Origin of the sequence: Rothia sp. HMSC069D01 (assembly GCF_001810135.1) — a bacterium.
Lineage (GTDB): Bacteria > Actinomycetota > Actinomycetes > Actinomycetales > Micrococcaceae > Rothia.
Genome location: NZ_KV800108.1, coordinates 748688 through 771893 on the forward strand (window position 1 = coordinate 748688; position 23206 = coordinate 771893).

16 protein-coding genes and 1 pseudogene are annotated in these 23206 nt (G+C 61.8%); 4 read left to right on the forward strand and 13 right to left on the reverse strand.

The features are described 5' to 3' along the window. Nucleotides 1-441: 441 nt before the first annotated feature. Both HMPREF2710_RS07430 and glnA read right to left on the reverse strand, forming a co-directional pair. A complete protein-coding gene (locus HMPREF2710_RS07430; protein ID WP_210388908.1) occupies nt 442-3795 on the reverse strand; it encodes a bifunctional [glutamine synthetase] adenylyltransferase/[glutamine synthetase]-adenylyl-L-tyrosine phosphorylase in 3354 nt (1117 codons plus the stop codon). Between the two features lie 213 nt (nt 3796-4008). Further along, the gene (gene glnA / locus HMPREF2710_RS07435; protein WP_012903787.1) at nt 4009-5349 is read right to left on the reverse strand and encodes a type I glutamate--ammonia ligase; all 1341 of its coding nucleotides are present in this window, start codon (nt 5347-5349) and stop codon (nt 4009-4011) included. Between the two features lie 441 nt (nt 5350-5790). Here glnA and HMPREF2710_RS07440 point away from each other — a divergent pair, with 441 nt between their 5' ends. Together HMPREF2710_RS07440 and panB are read left to right on the forward strand one after the other, a co-directional pair. Beyond that, nucleotides 5791-7635: a geranylgeranyl pyrophosphate synthase gene (locus tag HMPREF2710_RS07440; protein ID WP_070600396.1), complete on the forward strand. Its 1845-nt coding sequence runs from the start codon at nt 5791-5793 to the stop codon at nt 7633-7635. Nucleotides 7636-7701: 66 nt separating this feature from the next. Beyond that, entirely contained in the window at nt 7702-8616 is a 915-nt protein-coding gene (gene panB, locus HMPREF2710_RS07445) for a 3-methyl-2-oxobutanoate hydroxymethyltransferase (protein WP_070600398.1), read from the forward strand. Nucleotides 8617-8785: 169 nt separating this feature from the next. Here the strand turns inward: panB and HMPREF2710_RS07450 are convergent, their stop codons facing one another. Beyond that, nucleotides 8786-9043 (reverse strand): hypothetical protein, encoded by a 258-nt coding sequence (locus tag HMPREF2710_RS07450; protein ID WP_083303513.1) that lies wholly within the window; start codon nt 9041-9043, stop codon nt 8786-8788. 259 nt (nt 9044-9302) lie between these two features. Between HMPREF2710_RS07450 and map the strand changes: the two genes are divergently transcribed. After that, the gene (gene map / locus HMPREF2710_RS07455) at nt 9303-10214 is read left to right on the forward strand and encodes a type I methionyl aminopeptidase (RefSeq protein WP_049350342.1); all 912 of its coding nucleotides are present in this window, start codon (nt 9303-9305) and stop codon (nt 10212-10214) included. A 112-nt stretch (nt 10215-10326) separates the two neighbouring features. Then, nucleotides 10327-11178, forward strand: a complete 852-nt coding sequence (gene ppgK / locus HMPREF2710_RS07460; protein WP_070600400.1) for a polyphosphate--glucose phosphotransferase — start codon at nt 10327-10329, stop codon at nt 11176-11178. 185 nt (nt 11179-11363) lie between these two features. On the opposite strand, the gene nrdR is transcribed toward ppgK, so the two are convergent. The 10 genes and pseudogenes from nrdR to ftsZ all read right to left on the reverse strand — a co-directional run bounded on the left by nrdR (nt 11364) and on the right by ftsZ (nt 23159). After that, nucleotides 11364-11819 (reverse strand): transcriptional regulator NrdR, encoded by a 456-nt coding sequence (gene nrdR / locus HMPREF2710_RS07465; RefSeq protein WP_005506525.1) that lies wholly within the window; start codon nt 11817-11819, stop codon nt 11364-11366. A gap of 175 nt (nt 11820-11994) precedes the next feature. Beyond that, a complete protein-coding gene (gene dnaE / locus HMPREF2710_RS07470) occupies nt 11995-15537 on the reverse strand; it encodes a DNA polymerase III subunit alpha (RefSeq protein ID WP_070600402.1) in 3543 nt (1180 codons plus the stop codon). Nucleotides 15538-15628: 91 nt separating this feature from the next. Beyond that, nucleotides 15629-16615 (reverse strand): RluA family pseudouridine synthase, encoded by a 987-nt coding sequence (locus tag HMPREF2710_RS07475; protein ID WP_005506532.1) that lies wholly within the window; start codon nt 16613-16615, stop codon nt 15629-15631. 107 nt (nt 16616-16722) lie between these two features. Next, nucleotides 16723-17370: a signal peptidase II gene (gene lspA, locus HMPREF2710_RS07480; protein WP_096740709.1), complete on the reverse strand. Its 648-nt coding sequence runs from the start codon at nt 17368-17370 to the stop codon at nt 16723-16725. A gap of 310 nt (nt 17371-17680) precedes the next feature. Further along, the gene (locus tag HMPREF2710_RS07485; RefSeq protein ID WP_049340716.1) at nt 17681-18220 is read right to left on the reverse strand and encodes a DivIVA domain-containing protein; all 540 of its coding nucleotides are present in this window, start codon (nt 18218-18220) and stop codon (nt 17681-17683) included. Between the two features lie 479 nt (nt 18221-18699). Continuing rightward, entirely contained in the window at nt 18700-18999 is a 300-nt protein-coding gene (locus tag HMPREF2710_RS07490; protein WP_070600404.1) for a YggT family protein, read from the reverse strand. A 10-nt stretch (nt 19000-19009) separates the two neighbouring features. After that, nucleotides 19010-19321 (reverse strand): annotated as a pseudogene (locus HMPREF2710_RS09570) (cell division protein SepF); the annotation flags it as partial. 764 nt (nt 19322-20085) lie between these two features. Beyond that, the gene (locus HMPREF2710_RS07500; RefSeq protein ID WP_049337577.1) at nt 20086-20919 is read right to left on the reverse strand and encodes a YggS family pyridoxal phosphate-dependent enzyme; all 834 of its coding nucleotides are present in this window, start codon (nt 20917-20919) and stop codon (nt 20086-20088) included. A 51-nt stretch (nt 20920-20970) separates the two neighbouring features. After that, nucleotides 20971-21819, reverse strand: a complete 849-nt coding sequence (locus HMPREF2710_RS07505; RefSeq protein ID WP_070600406.1) for a purine nucleoside phosphorylase YfiH/LACC1 family protein — start codon at nt 21817-21819, stop codon at nt 20971-20973. A gap of 149 nt (nt 21820-21968) precedes the next feature. Continuing rightward, nucleotides 21969-23159: a cell division protein FtsZ gene (gene ftsZ / locus HMPREF2710_RS07510; protein WP_070600408.1), complete on the reverse strand. Its 1191-nt coding sequence runs from the start codon at nt 23157-23159 to the stop codon at nt 21969-21971. Between the last annotated feature and the right edge of the window lie 47 nt (nt 23160-23206).

A 23206-nucleotide genomic window follows, 5' to 3' on the forward strand; every position in this document is an offset into this window, starting at 1 on the left:
GTGGTGCTCTACCAACTGAGCTACAACCGCATATCAGCGTATTCAATTTGAATCATTCCGTTGGAGTTTTTCGCTCCGTCGTGCTGACAGGTAAATACTATACGGGGTTTTTGAGTGTTTGCCAAATCCTTTGTAGATCATCTTGTGTTCCGCGTGTTTCCGGGGCAGAACGGGGTATTTGGGCTCGTTTTTGAGGTGTGCGAGCAAAATTTATTTTCATGGTGCCGGTCACATTTTCGGGGTTTTGGGATGGTTACTGTTCCCGCGAGGATAGCGGCGGGCACACAATGCCCGCCACGATATCCGCGAAACGTCCACAAAATTTTTCACAAGGACACGAAAAGGAGGGGCGGGGAGCCAGGTTCCCCGCCCCTCCCCTATGAAATCCGCATCAGAAATCCGCACCGACAAAAATGCCAGGCTCATGTTTTTCTGGAGTCTCTAGAGCTCTTCGAAGAAGAGGCGTTCGTAGACCTTGCGGGCGTTGCGAGTTTGGCGCAGGTAGTCTTCTTCGAGGGCGCGGGCACTGCCGGCCGGGTATCCGCACCAGCGGGCGATTGCTTCCAGGTCGGCGCGTCCCGAGGGTAGGGTGTCGGATTGGCGCACGCCGCGCAGTACGTTGCCGCCGCGGATCTTCGTGGCGAGCAGCCAGGCGCCACTGAGGATTTCAGCGTCCGCGGCCTCGACCAGCCCCGCCTCAACCGCGGCGTTTAGCGCCTTCAGCGTGGAGGTGGTGCGCAACCCCGGCACGGCGTGCGCGTGGCGTAGCTGTACGAGCTGGACCAGCCATTCCACGTCGGAGAGGCCGCCGCGGCCGAGCTTGAGCTGGCGGGTGCGGTCGGCGCCGTGCGGCATGCGTTCGTTTTCAACGCGCGCTTTCATGCGGCGAATCTGCTGCACCTGTTCGGGCGCGAAATTTGCCGGGTAGCGGTACGGGTCGATGAGCTCCACGAAAGCCTCGCCGAGCTCTTCGTCGCCGGCGATGGGGCGGGCGCGGGTGAGCGCCTGGAACTCCCAGGTTTCCGCCCAGCGTTCGTAGTAGGAGCGGTAGGAGTCCAGCGAGCGCACGATAGCGCCCTGCTTGCCTTCGGGGCGCAGGTCGGCGTCCACGTCGAGGGGCCGTTCGGCGCGAATGGCGGGCTTGACGGGCTGCTTGAGGAGCGCCAGGGTGCGGTTGACAATGCGTGCCGCCTGTTCCTGTGCGGCGTCCTCGTCTGCGCCGTCGAGGGGTTCGTGGACGAACATGACGTCCGCGTCGGAGCCGAAGCCGTTCTCGGCGCCGCCGAGGCGGCCCATGCCGATGACGGCGATGCGGGTGAGTAGCTTCTCCCCCGCTGTCTCCTCAGCTTCGGCGGGTTCAGCGCCTTCCGGTGCCGCTTGGAGCTCACGCAGGGCAATCTGCAACGCCGCACCGATTGTGCACTCGTCGATGGCGGCAAGACCGGCGCAGGTGTCCTCAATGTCGACGATGCCCAGAGTCCACCCCATGGCAGTGCGCAGAGTCTCACGCCGACGCATATAACGCACGGCGCGCATCGCCTCGGCGGCGTCCTCGTGGCGTGCCAGCAGCGAGGAAACCTCGGAAGCAAGCGCCTCCTCCCCCAGCGGTTTGAGGTCAGCGACCTTGTCCAGCCAGGCGATGGAGGCGGAGGCGTCCTCGAGCAGGTCGGTCATGGGGCGCGAGCTGGAAAGTATCTGGCTGAGGCGTTCGGCGGCTGCGGGTGAGTCGCGGAGCATGCGCAGGTACCAGCTGGTGCTGCCGAGCGATTCGGAGACGATACGGAATCCGAGCAGACCGGCATCCGCGTCCACGCCGCGGGCGAACCAGCCCAGTAGTACGGGCATGAGGTGCCGCTGAATGTCTGCACTGCGGGAAAGTCCCGTGGTGAGCGCCTTGATGTGGCGCATGGCGCCGCGCGGGTCGCGGTAGCCGAGGGCAGCGAGGCGGTCCTGTGCCGCCTGTTCGCTGAGCACCACTTCGTCGCGGCTGAGCGTGGAGACGGCGGCGAGCAGCGGGCGGAAGAAGATCCGCTCGTGCAGTGAACGGACGTTCCGTTTAATTTTCTGCCATGCCTTGAGCATCTGCTCGGCGGAGAGCGTGCCGTTGCGTTCCGGGGAGAGGATCGAGCGGGCGAGGGCGCGCTGTTCGGCATCCTTCTCGGGCATCAGGTGGGTGCGGCGCAGCTGCTGCAGTTGGATGCGGTGCTCGAGCACGCGTAGCTTCTTGTAGTCGCGGCTGAACGCTTCGGCGTCGGTGCGGCTAATGTAGCTGACGGCGGTCAGCGCCGCGAGAGAATCCACGGTGGACTTGGTGCGCACGGCGGGGTCGGTTCGACCGTGCACAAGCTGCAGCAGCTGCACGGTGAACTCAATATCGCGCAGGCCGCCCGGGCCCAGCTTAATCTGACGGTCCACCTGGTGCGAAGGGATATTGTCGGTCACGCGGGCGCGCATCGCCTGCACGGATTCCACGAAGGATTCACGGGCGGCGGACTCCCACACGAAGGGGTCAATTGCGCGGGCGTAGCGGGCACCCAGCTGCGCCGAACCGGCGATGGGGCGCGCCTTGAGCAGCGCCTGGAACTCCCAGTTTTCTGCCCAGCGCTTGTAGTACTGAACGTAGGATTCGACGGTGCGAACCAGCGGGCCGTCCTTACCCTCGGGGCGCAGGTTCGCGTCGACCTCCCAGAGGGCGGGTTCGGGTGCGGGGCCCATGATGGCGCGGGTGAGGGCGTGCACGAGTTCCGTGCCGATGGTGGAACATTCGTTCTCGGTGAGCTTGAGCGGGGCGCTCTCCCTCTCTGCCCCGGCATTGGGCGCGGCGCCAGCGGCGGCGGGTTCCACGGGCGCAACCACGTACACCACGTCAACGTCAGAGATGTAGTTCAGCTCGCGGGCACCGCACTTACCCATACCGATAATCGCCAAGTCCAGGGCGTCTACGGCTTCGCCTCGGCGAGGAGCCGCCAGACCGGGCCCCAGTCCCTCCGCTACTTCGGTGCGCGCAATAGCGAGCGCGCCCTCCAGCGCGGCGGCTGCCAAATCGGCGAGGTGACGACCGATGGTGGGCATCATTTCGACCGGGTCTTCACAGCACACGTCGAGCAGGGCGATGCGCGCCAGGGCGGCGCGGTAGGCAACGCGCAGGGTCACGTAGCCGTCTTTGCCGGTCTGTTCGGCGGCAGCGCGCGGACGCTCCGCGTGGGGGTCGGCGCCGAGGGCGGTGAGGATATCGCGGCGGTAGGGGGTATCCAGCGGTGCGATGGGGGTCAGGAATTCCCCGTCGGTTTCCGGCAGGATTGACGCCGGGTGCTGGGAGCGAATCAGCGCGCTCTCAGCCGGGTACACCTGCGTGTCGAAGAGCGGGTCAATGTGTTCGGGGCGGCGGTAGAGAAAATCGCCAATCGCCTGGGACGCGCCGAGCAGTCGGTACATTCCGAATTCTTCTTCGCCGCGGTTGGCGCGTTCGGCGACCACCGGGTGCTTCTCGATGAGGCGCACGAGGGCGGGCAGGGCAATATCCGGTGAGGGTGCGAGGCGCAGCCCGGCAAAGAGCGCATCCTGCGAGACGTGCTTCAGTTCGGGTGCGTTGAGCCAGCGTTCTGCTTTGGACGGGTCGTGGAAGCCGGTGGCGATCATGCGGGTGCGCAGGCGTAGCTGGGCTTTGCGTTCGGCTTCGGCGCGTTGTTCGTCGTCGAGTGCGTCGGGGGCGATATCGGTGAGCGGTTTGGGTTCTTTGGCGGGGTCGATAATGCGGATGAGCCCGGTGGCCGGGTAGTGGGAGCTGTCAGTCATAGCGTGAGAACCGTGGGTAGAGAACTGGGGAAAGAACTGTGGGTGGAGAGTAGATCCGGGGTGGAAAGTATAAATTTCGCCAGCAAAAATCGGCGGCTAAAAATCGGCGGTGAACGGTGCAGCTGATAGGTGCATTTGATAGACCTGTGGGCGGTACCCGCCGGCGTGTTACCGGTAGCGGGTACCGCCCTGAGGCTGTCAGCGGTTACTCATTTAGAGGATTCCGAGGTTGTGCTTGAGCTCGTACGGGGTCACCTGAGCCTGGTACTGGTCCCAGTCGGCGCGCTTATTGCGCAGGAACTGCTCGAAGACCTGCTCGCCCAGAACCTCCGCCATGAACTCGGATTCTTCGGTGATATTGATGGCTTCACGCAGGGACGCCGGCAGCGGGTTGTAGCCCATGGCGCGGCGTTCGGCGTTGGTCATGGCGGCGAGGTCTTCGGTCACGGCGGGCATGAGCGGGTACTCGTTTTCGATGCCCTTCAGACCTGCGGCGAGAATCACCGCGTAGGCGAGGTACGGGTTCGATGCCGAGTCCAGGCCGCGGTACTCGATGCGGGCGGACTGCATCTTATTCGGCTTGTACAGGGGCACACGCACGAGGGCGGAGCGGTTGTTGTGGCCCCAGGAGACGTAGGAGGGTGCCTCGCCGCCGCCCCAGAGACGCTTGTAGGAGTTGATGAACTGGTTGGTGACCGCGGTGAATTCGGGGGCGTGCTTGAGCACACCGGCAATGAAGTGGCGTGCGGTCTTGGACAGCTGGTATTCGGCGCCGGCTTCAAAGAATGCGTTGGTGTCGCCTTCGAAGAGGGAGAAGTGGGTGTGCATGCCGCTACCGGCGTACTTGGTGAAGGGCTTGGGCATGAAGGTTGCGTACATGCCGAGCGAGTAGGCGACTTCCTTGATGACGGTGCGGAAGGTCATGACGTTGTCGGCGGTCTGCAGGGCGTCGGCGTGGCGCAGGTCGATTTCGTTCTGGCCGGGGCCGGTTTCGTGGTGGCTGAATTCGACGGAGATGCCGACTTCTTCGAGCATGGTCACTGCCTTGCGGCGGAAGTCCTGCACGATGCCGCCGGGGGTGTGGTCGAAGTAGGATTCGTAGTCCACGGGCACGGGGAATCCGTCGGCGCCGAGCTTGGAGGATTCGAGCAGGTAGAACTCAATTTCGGGCGAAGTGTAGCAGGTGAAGCCCATCTCCGCGGCCTTGTTGAGCACGCGCTTGAGCACGCCGCGGGTGTCGGATGCGCTAATCTCACCGTCGGGGGTGAGCACGTCACAGAACATGCGGGAGGTGTAGTCTTCCTCGCCGCGCCAGGGCAGGATCTGGAAGGTGGAGGGGTCCGGCTGCAGCAGCATGTCAGATTCGTAGATGCGGGAGAAACCCTCAATCGAGGAGCCGTCAAAGCCCAGGCCCTCATCGAAGGCGCTTTCTACTTCAGCCGGTGCGAGCGCAACGGATTTGAGGGTGCCGACCACGTCGGTGAACCAGAGGCGGATGAAGCGGATGTCGCGCTCTTCGATGGTGCGCAGTACAAATTCCTGTTGGCGGTCCATGAGTTGCCCTCTCGGTGCGGGCGCGCATCCGCGTGGTACCCGTCTGCGGGTGGCGGAGGCGCGCTAAATTTGCTGCCGAGGTGTGGAAGACCCTGCTGCGGAAAGCCCTGCATGTCCCATGGGATTCCAGAGGATTCCAGGGGGTTCCGCAGTGTTGCGTGCCAGCGGTGCTGGCGCCTCCTTGCCCCGGCGTGTGTCCTGTTGTTATCTAGCCTATCGGGTTCTGCTGTGCGTCGCGCGGGTGGAAGGTTTCGTTTGTGTAAATTCTCGCTCGTGTCTCGCTCGTGCGCCTCGGTAGATCAGATTCTGGGCGATGCGAGGAGGGGCGCTCCCCCACTTTTTCTGCGGTGTGGGTTTTACTCAGATGCCAAGCAGGTTCAGATACCTAGCATATGACGGTTCTCGGGGCGGGGAGCGGGGTCGCCTTGCGATAATGGGAGTATGCTACATTCCATTCTTCCCTCGACTGTGCAGTTTCCGTCGGAGCAGTTTCCATTGGCGCAGCTTCCGCTGGCGACCAGCATCGTTGCCGCTGATCCTACCGGTTTAGAGTGGCTACTACTTATTGCCGCCCCCATTGTTTTCTTGGTGTTGTACCTGGTCTGCCTTTTTGCGGTTGCGGTCTTTGGCCCGACAGTCATGAAGAACAGCAAGTCTGGTGGCACGACCTATCTGCTGGATCGCCCCTCCCGCGTGGCGTTTAGGACTCGCACCGTGGCGCTCTTTGCGGTGGTGGGTGCGTTTGTAGAGCTTCTTTGGCTCGGTTATACGGGGCGCGTGGGGTCGATGGCGGTCATTCCGATCCTGCTCTTCACGTGGTCGTGGAAGTACACTTTCTTCTTCCTGCCGCTTCAGCTACTTCGTGCCTGGTATGTTCACGCAAGCCGCGGCAAATATGATGCGCTGTCCGCTGAGGGTGCTCAGCGCCGTGAGAAGCTGAACCGTAAGAGCGCTTACGAGGTGTCGAAGATGATGCAGCGTAACCCGCAGCAGTTCGCGATGAGCAAGGAGCTGCATACGCTGGCGCGCGGTCAGAAGATTGCGGGTGTACGTCCGTTCCAGAATCTTGACGAGGCGGGCAAGAAGCGCCGCACGAACTATACGGTGGAGCTGGCTGTGGCGCTCATGCAGGCGCGTGCCATGAACCCCGGTAAGCTCCCTTCGGAGGCGTTCGGTGAGAGCATCCTGGGTATGGGTGTTGGCATTGCGTCTGATCGGGCGGTGGAGCAGACCTGGCTGACGCTGTGCACGGAGCGTGTCAACGCGCCGGATGCGCCGAACTACCCGGATTCGCTGGGGCCGGTGGCGGCTCGTTTTTCGCTGTTTACCACGATGTCGCTGTTGCATCCGGTGATGGGTCGCCCCTATTCGCCGTTTACTGCGCCGGATGCGCGCCGTTTTGTTCCGCGTGATTTCTCGGCGGATACCGTGCTGTTGAAGACTGAGGAGCTGGGCAAGAAGGCTCTGATGCAGAGCGCGATTTTCCGTCAGCTTCATGAGCGTCTTCTGCCGTTGCATCAGCAGCAGCCTCAGCTGGTGGATGGTCGCGCCCTGGCATATTGCGGTGCCCTGCTGTTGACTGTTGCGAAGGCTGAGGCGGAGAGCCAGCGTCTAACGAGCCAGATTCTGGCGGCGGCGGCTTCGGAGCGCGGCATCCTGTCCTACGGTTTGTTCTCGCAGATTTCTGAGGATTATCAGTGTGTTCAGCGTCTGCTGAATCTGATGGTGAAGGCGACCGCCGACATTGAGCGTTTCCTGAACGCGGTGGAGGCGCTGGTGCAGATGCATTCTGGCCCGGTTCAGCCGTCCGGTATTGCGTACGAGAAGGCGCAGATGGAGTACATTGCCGCTCTTCTGGACGTTATTGTCTTCTCTTCGCACGCCCCGCTCGCCGGTTCTATTCAGGCCTCGTATGCCCTGCTGAAGGCAGACTATGAGGCATTTACGTTCAACACGACCGATGAGTTGAGCCGCAGCTACTGGTTGCAGTACGCGAAGAACGCGGTGAGCGCATGCGATACCGGTCTATCTCAGGGCTACGAGGGTTTCTTCGGCTCTGATGATGCGGCGAAGGCGGCGTGGGAGTCCTACGCGGAGGACGTCGTGAAGGAAGTCTGCACCTACTCGATCACCCAGCTCTACTGGGATGCGCTGGTGCAGCAGGCGCTCATTCAGCGCGATCTGCCGCGTGAGTTTGAGGATGCTTCTTCCGCTATTCCGGAGCTGATGAATAAGAACGCCGCTGCGTCGTTCCCGACCTACTACATCAACCTCATCTGGAACTAGGCATAGTTGTTCCCTCGTGGTGAGCGATACGCCAGGTTGGTACCGTGCAGGGTTAGAATAGTCAGCATGACTACTGAGCGTTCTTCCGAGATCTCTTCGCCCTACGCGGCACAGCCTGCCGCTACCTCTGCGGCGGCTCCCGCGACTACTTCTGAATCGAAGCCTTTTGACCTGGACACCGTCAAGAAGGTGCGTACCGTTCACCTGGCGCAGGCTAAGGCGACCGGGCAGAAGTTCTCCATGCTGACCTGCTACGACGCCCTGACGGCGCAGATTTTTGATCGCGCCGGCATCGACATGCTGCTGGTGGGCGATTCAGCGGCGAATGTGGTGCTCGGCTACGAGTCCACCCTGACCATTACCCTGGATGAGATGATTCCACTGGTTGCGGCGGTTTCTCGCGGTGCATCCCGCGCCATGGTGGTTGCTGATTTGCCGTTTGGTTCTTATGAACAGTCCCCGCAGCAGGCGGTGGCGAGCGCTGTTCGCCTGATGAAGGAGGGCGGTGCACACGCGGTCAAGATTGAGGCGGATGCTTCGATGGCTGAGTGGGTTCGTGCCCTGGTGCGTACCGGTATTCCGGTGGTGGCGCATGTTGGTTTCACCCCGCAGTCGGAGCATGCCCTGGGTGGTTTCCGTGTGCAGGGCCGCGGCGATGCGTCTGAGCGTGTCCGTGAGGATGCGGTGGCGCTGGCTGAGGCTGGCGCGTTCTGCGTGCTCATGGAGATGGTGACCTCCCAGACCGCGCAGCTGGTGGATGAGACTGTGGGCGCTGTGCCGACCATCGGTATTGGTGCCTCGAATGTGACGACCGGTCAGGTGCTGGTGTGGCAGGACATGATGGGTGTTCGTGCCGGTCGCGTGCCGCGTTTTGTGAAGCAGTTTGCGCAGGTCGGCCAAATCATGGAGGACGCTGCGCGTGCTTATCGTGAGCAGGTTCGTTCGGGTGAGTTCCCGGCGGCTGAGCACAGCTTTGAATAGGCTTTAGGTTTAGAAGAAAGCTTGAGAAGAAAGACCCCCGTATCCGGTGCTCCGGGTGCGGGGGTCTTTGAGTTTCAAAATACTTTGCGTCTCACGCTGTATGCCTGTTGGGCGGCGTGCGCCTTGAGCGTTGCTGAGGGCGTTGGGTATGGCTGAGGGTGCTCGTTCTTTAGAGCCAGCCGCCGTCCTTTTCCCAGGCGTCGTTGCGTTCGCGGGCGCGGTCCATGGCGTGTGCCGCCTCCTCGTAGGTTTTGAAGGGGCCCCACAGGGAGGTGACGGCGCTCTGCTGGCCGCGTTCAACCTGACCGGTTTTGAGGTTGTACCAGTACTCTTCGGGGTGCGGGCTGGTGGCTTCGGTCGCGGAGTTCAGGGTCTTTTCGACCGCCGATTCGATGGCTTCGCTCAGGTGGCTTTTCTTCTCACTCATGGGTTCTCCTTCAACGGTATTGAGTCAGTATGTCTAGCATCTCACGCGCCCAGGTTCGTGGCAATGAGGCGGGCGAAGCTTCTCGCGGTGTTCCTCCCCTTTTCCCCTGTCTTCTCCTCCGCTCCCCGCCGCGCGGTTTTGCCGCTAGGGTGTATGGAATTTTATTCACAATCTGGGAAAAAGGTACGGCTTATGTATCCGCCGCTTTTTAGCGCCCCCGCAAGGGACACAACCCGCCCACGCCCGGTAAGATGAAACTATGTCTTCAACCAAAACGAATACTTCGCATAATCTTCCCGCAGAGCCCGGTCGAGCACCCGTCGGTTGCCTGACCCCCGGACGCGTCACCCCCATGCGCCCGGTCCCCTCGCACATTGTTCGCCCCGAGTACGTGGGTAAGCCCACCGCCAACGAGGGTAACGACTCGAACATGTACACCCCCGAGGAAGTTGAGCGGGTTCGCGCAGCCGGCAAGATCGCGGCAGGCGCCATCGTTGAAGCATCCAAGATTTGCGTACCCGGCACCACCACCGACGAAATTGACGTGCTGGTCCACGAGTACATTTGCGACCACGGCGCGTACCCCTCCACCGTGGATTACCGCGGCTACCCCAAGTCCGTGTGCACCTCCCTGAACGAGGTCATCTGCCACGGCATCCCGGACTCCACCGTGCTGGAGGACGGCGACATCCTCAACCTGGACGTCACCGCATACCTGGACGGCATGCACGGCGACACCAACAAGACCCTGCTCATCGGCAACGTGGACGAAGAGTCCCGCCTGCTAGTTGAGCGCACCGAGGAGTCCCTGAACCGTGCGATTAAGGCTGTGAAGCCGGGTCGCCAGATTAACGTGATTGGTCGCGTCATTGAGAAGTACGCGGCACGTTTCGGTTACGGCGTGGTTCGCGACTACACCGGTCACGGTGTGGGTCGTGAGTTCCACTCGGGCCTCATCATCCCCCACTACGATGCGGCACCCGCCTACGACACCGAGATTCGTGAGGGCATGATTTTCACCATCGAGCCCATGCTGACCCTCGGCACCATCGAATGGGACCTGTGGGACGACGACTGGACCGTGGTCACCCGCGACCGCAAGCGCACCGCGCAGTTCGAGCACACCCTCGTGGTGACCGCTGACGGCGCGGACATCCTCACCCTGCCCTAAGTTGTTGTCTTAGGCATCTAAGTTTTACGGCTAACCTGCCGGACCATCTATTCATTATCACTCGATAGCGCAGATATGTTCCTCCGCTCAGGCGAAGGAAAGAAAGGAAATCATGGCTAACTACGCTGAGCCCGGCCTCATCAACGACCTGCCCGAACCCACCCCCAAGGACCTGCAGATTGGTGTGGACATTGGAGGCACCGGCATTAAGGGCGGCATCGTCGACCTGCGCACCGGTAACCTCGTTTCGGACCGTTTCCGCATTGACACCCCCAAGCCCGCAACCCCCGCCGCTGTGGCTGAGGTTGTACGCCGCGTAGTCGACGAGCTGCAGGGTCGCGACCTGGCACCGGATCCCGAGTCCGCTGTCGGCATCGACTTCCCCGCAGTGGTGAAGAACGGCATGGTCTTCTCCGCAGCTAACGTGGACGATTCCTGGATTAACACCGACCTGGAGCAGGTCATGAGCGAGGCGCTGGGCGGCCGTACCGTCTACGGTCTCAACGACGCTGACGCAGCCGGTCTGGCTGAGGCAACCTACGGTCAGGGCCGTAACCGTGACGGCCTGATTGCTGTCATCACCCTGGGCACCGGCATCGGCTCCGCCCTCATCAACGACGGTAAGCTGATCCCGAACACCGAGCTGGGTCACCTGGAGATTGACGGCCACAACGCCGAGTCTCAGGCTTCCGCGCGTGCCCGCGAGGTGCACGAGCTGTCCTGGAAGAAGTACGGTAAGCGCCTGTACCGCTACTTCGACCACGTTCAGATGCTCTTCTCCCCCGACCTGTTCATCATTGGCGGCGGCATCTCCAAGAACCCGGAGAAGTTCATGCCTTACTTTGAGGACCACATCCGTACCCCCATGGTCATGGCTGCTCTGCGCAATAACGCCGGTATTGTGGGTGCGGCACTGTGGGCTGGCGGTATGCTGCCTGAGCGTCAGCGCCGCGGCGAAGCGTAAGATTTACTTCCCGCTTTACCCGCGGCCGCGTCAGCGCTGCGGCGAAGCGTAAAGTGTAGCTACGGCTAAAGGGGCTGTTCCTGAGATAGTTATCTCGGGAACAGCCCCTTTCTGTGTGCCAACCGCGCGTATAGCAGCGGCTGAGCTCATGAGCTACTGGGCTAGATAGTTACTCATCTAGCTAGTTACTGGGCAATGCGGTCCTCACGCAGACGCGCAATCGCCTCCTCAAAGTCTTCAAGGTTCTCAAAGGCCTGGTACACGCTCGCAAAACGCAGGTAGGCGACCGCGTCCAGCTTCGACAGCGGCTCCAGGATGGTCAGACCCACCTCGTGCGCGTTAATCTCCGCCAGACCGCGGGCACGAATCAGCTCCTCAACCTCCTGGGCGAGCTTCGCCAAATCGTCCTCACCCACGGGGCGACCCTGGCATGCCTTACGCACGCCGGCGGCAATCTTCGAACGGTCGAAGGGCTCGGTCACGCCCGAACGCTTAATCACCGAAATGGTGGTGGTTTCAACGGTCGTGAAGCGGCGAGCGCAGGAGGTGCACTGGCGGCGGCGGCGAATTGCGGCGCCGTCATCGGTGGTGCGGGAATCCACCACGCGCGAGTCGGTGTGCTTGCAATAGGGGCAGTACATTCGTTTCTCCTTGGCTGGGCGTTAGGGGCGCCCGCGTATACAGCGCTCAAGAATATTTATACCTATTCTACCGTGATATACAGCGGGTACACCGTATGTTGTGAGTGAATATACGCTCAGGGTGGACTCTGCTATGCAGAATCCACCCTGTCATTCCCCTCAGCGGGGCGTGTTGTTAGCGTCGAATGCAGCTCGGACCGAAAATCGTCTTGATTTCACCGAAGAGGCTCGGGTTCGGTTCCACGCGCACGCTCGCATCCAGCAACACCAGTTGCTCCTTATCGCGGGTGCGGATGAGCATGCGCACATCCGCGGTTCCCTTGTGGTCGCGCAGGGTCTCCTTCAGCTCCTTCAGGTTCGCCTCGGTCACCAGGTACTCGGGTACCACGATGGTGATGGGTGCGGCGCGGCCGTCATCGCTGATTTCCAGGATCTGCATTTCCTGCGCGCTCATGTTCACGCTGCCGTCGTCACGGCGCTGCACGCGGCCACGAATCGAGCAGATGAGGTCGTCCGCCAGGGCGGCGCCCATCGTCTCGTAGGCGCGGGAGAAGAACATGACCGTAATGGTTGCGCCCGAGGGGTCTTCCAGCTCCACGGAGGCGTACTGGTTACCGCTGGACTTGGCGATACGACGCGAAACGCCGGTGAGCATACCCGCAATGGTAACGGTTTCGCCGTCGCGCACGTGCGAGTCTTCACCGATGATGTCGTGTACCGAATGGCTTGCGGCATCCGAGAGCGCACGCTCCAGTCCGCGCAGCGGGTGGTCCGAAACGTACAGGCCCAGCATGTCACGCTCAAAGTTCAGCTTCTCACGGCGGTCCCACTCGGGCACGTCGGGGATGGTCACGGTCAGCTCATCACCCAGGGCGTCATCCATTCCGAGGGAGCCGAAGAGGTCGAACTGACCCGCCGCTTCCTTACGTTTGACCGCCACGGCCGCGTCCACTGCCGCCTCGTGAATGAGGGACAGCGAACGGCGGGTGTGGCCCAGGTCGTCGAAAGCGCCCGCCTTAATGAGCGACTCGATGGTGCGCTTATTGCACACCTGCAGCGGCACCTTCTTCAGGAAGTCGTTGAAGGACTCGTAGCGGCCCTTCTCCTCGCGGGCGGCAATCATGCCTTCGACCACGTTCGCGCCCACGTTACGGATCGCGCCCATACCGAAGCGGATATCGTCACCGACAGGGGCGAAGGTCAGGGTGGACTCGTTCACATCCGGCGCGAGCACGGTAATGCCCATGGCGCGACATTCATTCAGGTACAGCGCGAGCTTGTCCTTGTTATCGCCCACGCTGGTCAGCAGTGCAGCCATGTACTCCTGCGGGTAATGCGCCTTCAGGTACGCCGTCCAGTACGACACCAGACCGTACGCAGCCGTGTGCGCCTTGTTGAACGCGTAGTCAGAGAACGGCAGCAGAATATCCCAGAGCGCCTTAATAGCGCCCTCAGAGTAGCCGTTAGAAATCATGCCGTCGTGGAAGGTAGCGTACTGCTTATCCAGCTCCGCCTTCTTCTTCTTACCCATCGCACGGCGCAGCAGGTCTGCCTCACCCAGAGTGTAGTTCGCGACCTTCTGGGCAATCGCCATAACCTGCTCCTGATACACAATAAGGCCGTAGGTGGTGTCCAGAATATCCTTCAGCGGCTCTTCCAGCTCGGGATGAATCGGCTCGATCTCCTGCTTACCGTTCTTACGCAGAGCGTAGTTGGTGTGCGAGTTCGCGCCCATCGGGCCCGGACGGTACAGCGCCAATACTGCCGAAATGTGCTCGAACTCCTCGGGCTCCATGAGCTTGAGCAGCGAGCGCATCGGGCCGCCGTCGAGCTGGAACACGCCGAGGGTGTCGCCGCGCGCCAGCAGACGGTACGATTCCGGATCGTCCAAAGACAGGGATTCCAGGTCCAGGTCGATGCCTCGGTTGACCTTAATGTTCTCCACCGCATCGGAGATGATGGTGAGGTTACGCAGACCCAGGAAGTCCATTTTGATCAGGCCCAGGCCCTCACAGGTGGGGTAATCGAACTGGGTAATGACCTGGCCGTCAGCCTCGCGGCGCATCACGGGAATCACATCCACCAGATTCTTGCTGGACATAATCACGCCCGCGGCGTGCACGCCCCACTGACGCTTCAGGCCCTCCAGGCCCTTCGCAGTCTCGAACACCTGGCCGTAAATCTTATCGACCGGGTCCTCAATGAGGGCGCGCAAATCTGCCGCCTCGGCGTAGCGCTTATCCTCTTCGTTGTACACGTTCGCCAGAGCAATGTTCTTGCCCATGACGTCCGGCGGCATCGCCTTGGTGAGGCGCTCGCCCACCGAGTACGGCTGGTCCATCACGCGGGAGGCGTCCTTGAGCGCCTGCTTCGCCTTAATGGTGCCGAAGGTGACAATCTGCGCGACCTTCTCTTCACCGTACTTTTCGGTCACGTAGTCGATGACTTCGCCGCGGCGACGATCGTCAAAGTCCACATCGAAGTCGGGCATGGAGACGCGGTCGGGGTTGAGGAATCGCTCGAAGATCAGGTCGTGGTCGAGCGGGTTCAGCTCGGTAATGCGCATCGCGTACGCCACCATCGAGCCTGCACCGGAGCCACGGCCGGGACCCACGCGGATGCCGTTGCGCTTTGCCCAGTTGATGAAGTCGGCGACCACGAGGAAGTAGCCGGGGAAGCCCATGGAGGTAATAACCCCCACCTCGTACTCCGCTTGCTTGCGCACAACATCAGGGATACCCTGCGGGAATCGATAGTGCAGACCCTTTTCAACTTCCTTCACGAACCAGGATTCCTCGTTTTCGCCCTCGGGCACGGGGAAGTTCGGCATGTAGTTTGCCTTGGTGTTGAACTCCACGTTGCAGCGTTCAGCGATTTCGAGGGTGTTCTCGCAGGCACCGGGAATGTCACCAAAAATGGAGTACATTTCCTCGGGCGAGCGCAGGTAGAAGTTATCCGCGTCGAACTTGAAGCGCTTGGGGTCGGTCAGGGTCGAGCCGGACTGCACGCACAGCAGCGCCGCGTGGGCGGTGTGGTCTTCCTGGCGGGTGTAGTGCAGGTCGTTGGTCGCCACATAGGGCAGGTTCAGCTGCTTGGCGAGGCGGTGCAAATCCTCCTGGACGTTGCGTTCAATGTCCAGGCCGTGGTCCATGACCTCGCAGTAGAAGTTATCCTTACCGAAGATATCGCGGAAGTCGCTCGCCGCCTGAATTGCCTCGTCGAACTGGCCCAGGCGCAGGCGCGTCTGGATCTCGCCGGAGGGGCAACCGGTGGTAGCGATCAGGCCCTTCGAGTAGGTCTGTAGCACCTCGCGGTCCATACGCGGCTTGTACAGCTGACCTTCCAGCGACGCAATCGAGGAGGCACGGAACAGGTTGTGCATACCCTCGGTGGTTTCAGCCCACATGGTCATGTGGGTGTACGCGCCACCGCCGGAAACGTCGTCGCGGGAGCCGTCGCCCCAGCGCACACGTGAACGGTCGGTGCGGTGCGTGCCGGGGGTCAGGTACGCCTCCACACCAATAATGGGCTTGATGTCGTGCGCTTTAGCCTGGCGCCAGAAGTCGAAGGCACCAAAGAGGAATCCGTGGTCACTGGTCGCCATGGACTTCATGCCGAGTTCTTTAGCGTGGGTGAACAGGTCTCCCAGGCGCGCAGCACCGTCGAGCATGGAGTACTCGGTGTGCACGTGCAGGTGCGTAAATTCTTTGGTTGCCACGGGAATCTCCTGGAGGTGTGGGCTGGAGGATGGGCGGTGAATGTGAAGCTGTATGCGGCGGCCCGCGGGCGGCTCTACCTAGCCGAGCTGTCTACCCGAGCTGAACTTTGCCCTCGCGCAGAGCGGTCAGCGCGTAGGACAGGTCGAGCGGGTACTCGCTGGTGAAGGTCACGCGCTCACCGGTACCGGGGTGGTCGAAGCCCAGGCGGTGCGCGTGCAGCCACTGGCGAGTCAGACCCAGTTCGGCGCTAAAGCGCGGGTCGGCGCCGTAGGTCAGGTCGCCGCAGCAGGGGTGGCGCAGCGCGGAGAAGTGCACACGAATCTGGTGGGTGCGCCCGGTTTCCAGGTGCACCTCCACCAGGGATGCGGGGCCGAAGGCTTCGAGCACATCGTAGTGGGTGATGGAGTTGCGTCCGTCTTCGACCACGGCGAACTTCCATTCGTTGCCGGGGTGGCGGCCGATGGGTGCGTCGATGGTGCCGCGCAGCGGGTCGGGCAGACCCTGCACGAGGGTGTGGTAGACCTTGTCCACGGTGCGTTCCTTGAAGGCTCGCTTGAGTTCGGTGTAGGCGCGTTCGCTGCGGGCTACGACCATCAGGCCGCTGGTGCCCACGTCCAGGCGGTGCACAATGCCCTGGCGCTCTGCCGCGCCGGAGGTGGCAACCGAAATGCCCTCGCCCATGAGCGCGGAGATGACGGTGGGACCGTGCCAGCCGGGTGAGGGGTGCGCCGCCACGCCTGCGGGCTTGTCCACCACAACGATATCCTCGTCCAGGTGCACGATGCGGAAGCCGTCCACCTTTTCGGGGCGGATGTCCGCCAGATCGCGCGGTGCGGGTGCGTCCACGACGACCTCGTCCCCTGCGGAAAGCTTGTAGGACTTGCCGATTTTCACGGTCTTGCCGTTGTTGGTCACGGTCACGTGGCCGTCACGAATCCACCCGGAGGTGCGGGTGCGCGGCGCATCGAGGGCACCGGCGAGCGCGGCGTCCAGGCGCATACCGGCGAGCGCGCCTTCAACGGTGAATTCAGCGCGGATGCGTGCCGTATCTTCGGCGGCGTTGGTGGTTTCGCTCATGCGGCTCTCCTTCGGATGGTGTTTGCTTTGGTTGTCTGTGTGAGGGGTCGTCTGTGTGAGAACGTCTTAGTAGGCACGTGTAACGGCGATGCAGCCGGGGCGGGGAGCTACTTGGCGCTCTTTTCGTCGGTGCTCTTGTCGTCAGCCGGGGTTTCGTCAGCGGGCGCCTGCACGCGGGTGCCGTTGAGGTTCAGGCCCTTGAAGTTCAGCAGCACGATGAACGCCATGCACACGCAGATTGCGGAGTCTGCAATATTGAAAATCGCGAAGTTCGGTACGGAAATAAAGTCAACCACGTGGCCGGAACCGAAGCCGGGCTCGCGGAAGAGACGGTCGAAAAGGTTGCCGCAGATACCGCCGAGCAGTCCGCCCAGCGCGAGGGTCCAGGACAGAGCGCGGGTGCGGCGCAGCAGGTAGAGCACCACGGCCGCGGCAGCAACCATGACGAGGGTGAAGACCCAGGTGACGTTCTCACCCATGCTGAATGCGGCACCGGAGTTACGAATCGAGTACCACCACAGTAGCCCGTCAATGACGGTGATGCGCTCCCCCAACTGCATCTGGGTAACGACCAGGTATTTGGTGCCCTGGTCGATAGCGAACACGACGGCGGCGAGCACGAGCGCGAGAATCCCCGCGGAGCGAGCCGAAAGGATGCGCACGCGGCGTCCAGTAGCTTCTTCGGTGGTGTTTTCGGCAGCGTTATCGCTAGCCTGTGCGACTGAGGATTCAGCAGTCTTGGGGGTGTTGGTCATAGCTCTCCTCTAGTCTGTGCCGGTTGCGACGGTCTGTGCCGGTTGTTGCGCCTACGGCGCGGAGGCCCTATGGTGCGGAGGCGGGTCGCGCTCGCGTTCGATAGTGCCCCTCTAGCTTAGCAAATCGGGGTAGTGCATCGAGTATTCGGTGGTGATGTGGCGGGTGCTCTCCCCCGCTTCGCGCCCTGGGTTCTTAGGCCGTGCCGGGCGGGCATGAGAATACCGCCCGGTTCTCTCGATCTTCCCCGGTGAATAGCGGTGGAAGAGAAAGAATCCGGGCGGCATACGCCTCAAAGCGTCGTTAGCTGATTTATGCGGAAGCCTCGATGGACTTGAGGTTCTTCAGCTCCTGAACCTGTGCGTCCAGGTGCTGCAGCAGCTTGGAGCGGTAGCGGCTCTCGAAGCCGCGCAGAGCCTCAACAGCGATCTCCAGCTCTTCCTTCTCGTCGGTGAGGCGAGAGAGAACCTCTTCGCGCTGCTGCTGAGCTTCGCTCACCATAGCGTCTGCCTTCCTCTCTGCCTCTTCGAGCAGTTCAGCCTTAGCCTTCTCGCCCTGCGCCACGTAGTCGTCGTGGACCTTCTGAGCCATAGCGAGCAGTGCCGCCGCGTCCTGAGGTGCAGCCGATGCCGCCGAGGACTGTGCGGGTGCTACAGCCGCTGCCGGGGAATCGGGTGCGTTTGCAGAGAGCTGCTCAACCTGACGCTCCAGGGCATCACGATCGGAGTAGAGTGCGCGCAGTTCGACAACGAGCTCGTCCAGGAAGTCATCGACCTCGTTGCGGTCGTAACCGGACTCTTCGGTTACAATCTTGAAGCTCTTAGTGATCAGGTCTTCGGGGGTGATTGCCATGGGCTTCTCCTCTGGGTATCCCTACGGTGTTTGGTGATGAAGTTGGGTGCCGCGGATTCACCAGCCAGATAGGTCGTGATCCCCAATAATTCAGGGTCCCGATGGGTCAGGGCATGGCTATTCCGCTATGCAGTCGTTGGCACCAATTCTACTATTCTTTAGTTTCTGTGCCCGGTTATACGTCGGTTGAACCGTAAAATATTCGCTCTGCGCAAGGGTGGGATTCACCACGTCTAATATCCGCCCTAGTCCCCGCTACCACCCTTATGTTTTCTGCCCTGCGGTGCATTTTGAGAAGGTTTTCGAGAAGACATTTTGACGCTCCCCAGGCAGACCCTAAGCACAGAACCCAGGCAGAGCCTAAGCACAAGAACGCAGGCGCAGAAAACCCCCGCTCTGCACTCAACCCGTGAACGGGTCAGGCAGGCGGGGGTCTATCGTTTGTGCTCGTCAGCTGTCGTCTCTTAGCGGGCAGGCGCTTACGAGAAGGCCGCGGTCATCCGCATCATGATGCTCAGCAGCAAAGACAACAGAACAATCAGAATCAGAAAACCGGTATCCAACGCAACGTTACCCACACGCACCGGCGGAATCAGACGACGCAACAGGTTCATCGGCCAGTCCGTCACCGCGTACACGCCGCTGGCGAAGAGCAACACAAAGCCCTTGGGTCGCCACTCCGGAGCGAACATGCGTACCCAGTCAAAGAGCATGCGCAGCAGCATGGAGACGTAGAGAACGTACAGAATAATCGTAATGAGGGCGAAAATATAACCCATCTATCAGTCCTTAGCCCTGGTCGAAGGGGAATTCGCCGTCGGTCTCAAAGCCGGCGGGAACCTCGGAGTTAGCCACACCCAGAACCTCCAGGTTGGAGGGGGTCAGCAGGAACACCTTAGCGGTGACGCGCTCAATGCGGCCCTCCAGTGCGAATGCCAGACCGGATGCGAAGTCCACCAGGCGCTTTGCGTCTGCGTCAGGCATTTCTTCCACGTTCATAATCACGGGAATGTTCTCGCGGAATGCCTCACCAATGATCTTTGCGTCATTGTAGGAGCGGGGGTGGATAGTGGTGATGCGACGCAATTCGTCCTCTTCTTCCTCGTAACCGTAGGTGTATCCGTTGGTTTCTTCGGGCTCGTAGCCCTGTTCGTAGTAGCCGTCGTTGGAGTACGTATCGGCGTACTGCTCGGTGTATTCGGTATTCGGCACCGGGGTGTCCTCCCAATTGTCTGCGCTGGCGTCGTCCCAAGTCTGTTCGGTTTCCGCCAGATCAGCTGTGGTTTCAGGTGTATGAGCGGTGGCGTGTGCCGCTGCATCTACGGCTGCTCGTCCGTCGGCAGGTTCTTCTGCGTCCAGATACTCGGTTTCTGTACCGTCATCGTAGCTATCAGCCTGCAGGTACTCTTCCTGTTCAGTATAGGCGGGTTCGTCCTGCAGATGGTAGGTTTCGCTCTGCGACTCGGCATCGCTGTACTGTGCCGAGCCGGGCAGTGCTGAGAGCCTGTTGGCGCTATCGGTCTTCTGTGCTGTAGCAGCCTGCCCTGCGGAGGCGTTCGCCTCCTTGCGGGTGTCAGCCTGCACAGCCTGCGGGGATTCTTCCGACGTCGCCTCGGCGTCCTGGTATCGTTCCAGGCCGAGGAAACCCGCCAGACGGCTTTGCTTCGCCATGATTCTCTCGCTGTTCTTTGCTTGTGGTGTACAGGTTCTGCCGTGGTGCTTCGTCAGAAGGTGTGTGCGTGACGGTACGTCATGCACCGGCATGTATATATTACCAGCGCCCACCCCGCGCGGGTGGTCAGGGCACCGATGATTATGCCGCCGCCAGCAGACCCATCAGCTGAAAAGACTAACGGCTAAAGGGCCTAGAGCGCCGGGCGCTTACCCATGATGTCGCTACCCACGCGCACGCAGGTCGAGCCCCAGCGCACCGCCGCTTCCAGGTCGCCGCTCATGCCGGCGGAAATCTCGGTCGCGTGCGGCACCTGCTCACGCACCAGCGAGGCCAAACCATAGAGCTTCTCAAACGCCGCATCCGGGTTCATGCCCAGCGGTGCCACCGCCATCACGCCACCGCAGCGCAGGTGCTCGTGATTCTCGATGCGCTCCACCAGCTCCAGCAGCTCGGAGGCGCTCGTACCGCCGCGCGCGCCCTCGGCGGCGTGGCCAGCCGTCGCGACCTCCGCCAGGGACACCTGCACCAGGCAGGTCAGCGCGCCCTGCTCCGCCGCCGCGGGTGCGGGCGCCTCCCCCGCCTCAAAGTGGGAGAGCTGGTTCGCGTACGCCTTCGCCAGCGCGTCCGCCAGGGAGGGGCGGTCCACCGAATGCACGCTGGAGGCGTACTTGACCACAGACTTCGCCTTGTTCGTCTGCAGCTGACCGATAAACGCCCAATGCGGGGGCTGCACCTCACGCTGGGCGCAGTAGGCGGCAAGCTCACGAGCCTTCCCGCTCGCCTCCTGGTCGCGGTTCTCACCGAAGAGGGTCACTCCCCCATCCAGCAGCGCCGCCGCGTCGGAGGCGGGGAAGAACTTCGTGACCGTCACCAGCTGCACCGGGGCGCTCGCCTCGGTACGCACGGCGCTGTGGTCCTGCTCCGCGGTGCGGATACGCTCAAGCACGCGGCGGTAGTTCTGCAGCAGCTGCTCGGCACGTTCGGGAGTGTACTGCAGGTTCTCTTCTACGTTCATTTCAGACATCTTCTCTCCTTCAGCGGCTCTATCTTCAGCGGCTTTCTATCTTTAGCAGCTCTAGGCGGCGGGCTCTGCCGCCTTCTCAATCCACACCAGACCCGCAATACGGCCTGGCTTCTCACCGCGGTTCGTGAACCCGCGATGCGAATACACCTCGGGCTCCTCAAACGTGCACTGCGCACAGTCCATGCTCACCTGCACGCCCGCCTCCTCCAGCACGGCGCGGGCACCGGCGGGCAGATCCAGGCCGGGGGTCTGCTGGCTGGTCACCGAATGCACCTGCGGAATCAGTTCGGTGGACTCAGTGCGCATCTCCTCGGGCACCTCGTAGCAGCTACCGCAAATGCTCGGACCCAGCCAGGCGGTAATTTTCTCCGCGCCGAGCTGACGCATCCGCTGCACGGTCTGCTGAAGCACGCCATCAAGCAGGCCGCGGCGGCCAGCGTGAGCCACCGCCAGGATTGGTTGCCAGTTCGCGACCCGCTCACCCACCAGCACCACGGGAATGCAGTCCGCCACCATAATCGCCAGGGGCACGCCCTCACTGCTAATCGCCGCATCGGCGACCGGGGAGTTCTCCAGCACCGCGCGGGCACGCTCAGCGGTACGCTCCTCGGGTGCACCGGGCGCGTAGGATTCCACCGCGTAGTCTTCCGGGTAGGCAATCTGCACGCCGTGCACCTGGTTCAGGTAGAAGAACGGCTCGGTACCCAGCGCCTCCTCCAACGCGGCACGGTGGTTGAGGGTGCGCACCAGGGAGGCATCCATACCGCCGCCGAGCTCATCGTCCACATGCAGGCCCAGGTTGCCCGCCGCGCGGGAGGTGAAACCCACCCGCACACGCCAGGGGCCCAGGGTTCGGGTATCGGCAGAGGCAAGCAGCGAAGTTTTGGGGTTATCGCTCATCTTCTATTCCTTCATCAGATGTCAGCGGGTATAACGGCGGGTATAGCAAAGGGGAGCCGAGAACAGCACAATGTGCGTGTTTCTCAGCTCCCCTATAGCTTCATAAGACTCTCAGCCGTGCAACGCCTATGCGTTCACAGCCGGGCAGACTACTTCAGGAAGTCAGGGACGTCCAGGGTGTCGCGGCGAGCAGGAGCTTCCTCCACAACCGGGGGAAGGTCAACGTCGAAGCCAGCAGCGCCGGTGGAAGCCGGAGCAGCAGCGGGTGCGTTATAGCCGTAGCCGTTAGCAGCCGAAGCAGCCGCAGCGGTGGAACCGCCGAAGGATGCCTGGGTGCGCTGAGCCTGAGTAGCAGCAGCGGTAGAAGCGTTGGAGTTGGTCTCCGGGTTCACTGCGTCGAAGCCAGCAGCAATCACGGTCACGCGAGCCTCATCGCCCAGTGCGTCGTCAATAACCGCACCGAAGATGATGTTTGCGTCGGGGTGAGCAACTTCCTGAACCAGGCGTGCAGCCTCGTTGATCTCGAACAGACCCAGGTCGGAGCCACCCTGAATGGACAGCAGAACGCCGTGCGCACCGTCGATGGATGCTTCCAGCAGCGGCGAAGCGATAGCCAGCTCAGCTGCCTTCACTGCGCGGTCCTCACCGGATGCCGAGCCGATACCCATCAGAGCCGAACCTGCACCCTGCATGACGGACTTAACGTCAGCGAAGTCAAGGTTGATCAGGCCGGGGGTGGTGATCAGGTCGGTAATGCCCTGCACACCGGAGAGCAGAACCTGGTCAGCGGACTTGAATGCGTCCAGCATGGAGACGTTGCGATCCGAAATCGACAGCAGTCGGTCGTTCGGAATAACGATCAGGGTATCAACTTCATCGCGCAGAGCAGCGATACCGGTCTCAGCCTGGTTGGAGCGGCGACGGCCTTCGAAGGTGAAGGGGCGGGTCACCACACCAATGGTCAGAGCGCCGAGGGAGCGGGCAATACGTGCCACGACGGGTGCGCCACCGGTACCGGTGCCACCGCCCTCACCTGCGGTCACAAAGACCATGTCTGCGCCCTTGAGGACTTCCTCAATTTCCTGCGCGTGATCCTCGGCTGCCTGACGGCCAACCTCGGGGTTTGCGCCCGCGCCAAGACCGCGGGTCAGCTCACGACCAACGTCCAGCTTAACGTCTGCATCGGACATCAGCAGAGCCTGAGCGTCAGTGTTGATAGCAATGAACTCAACGCCGCGCAGACCAACCTCAATCATGCGGTTGACTGCGTTGACGCCACCGCCGCCGATACCAACGACCTTGATGACTGCCAAGTAGTTCTGGGGAGTTCCAGCGTCCATGTATTCCTCGATTGTTCCGTGTTCCAGCTTCGGAAGACCCGCAGCTT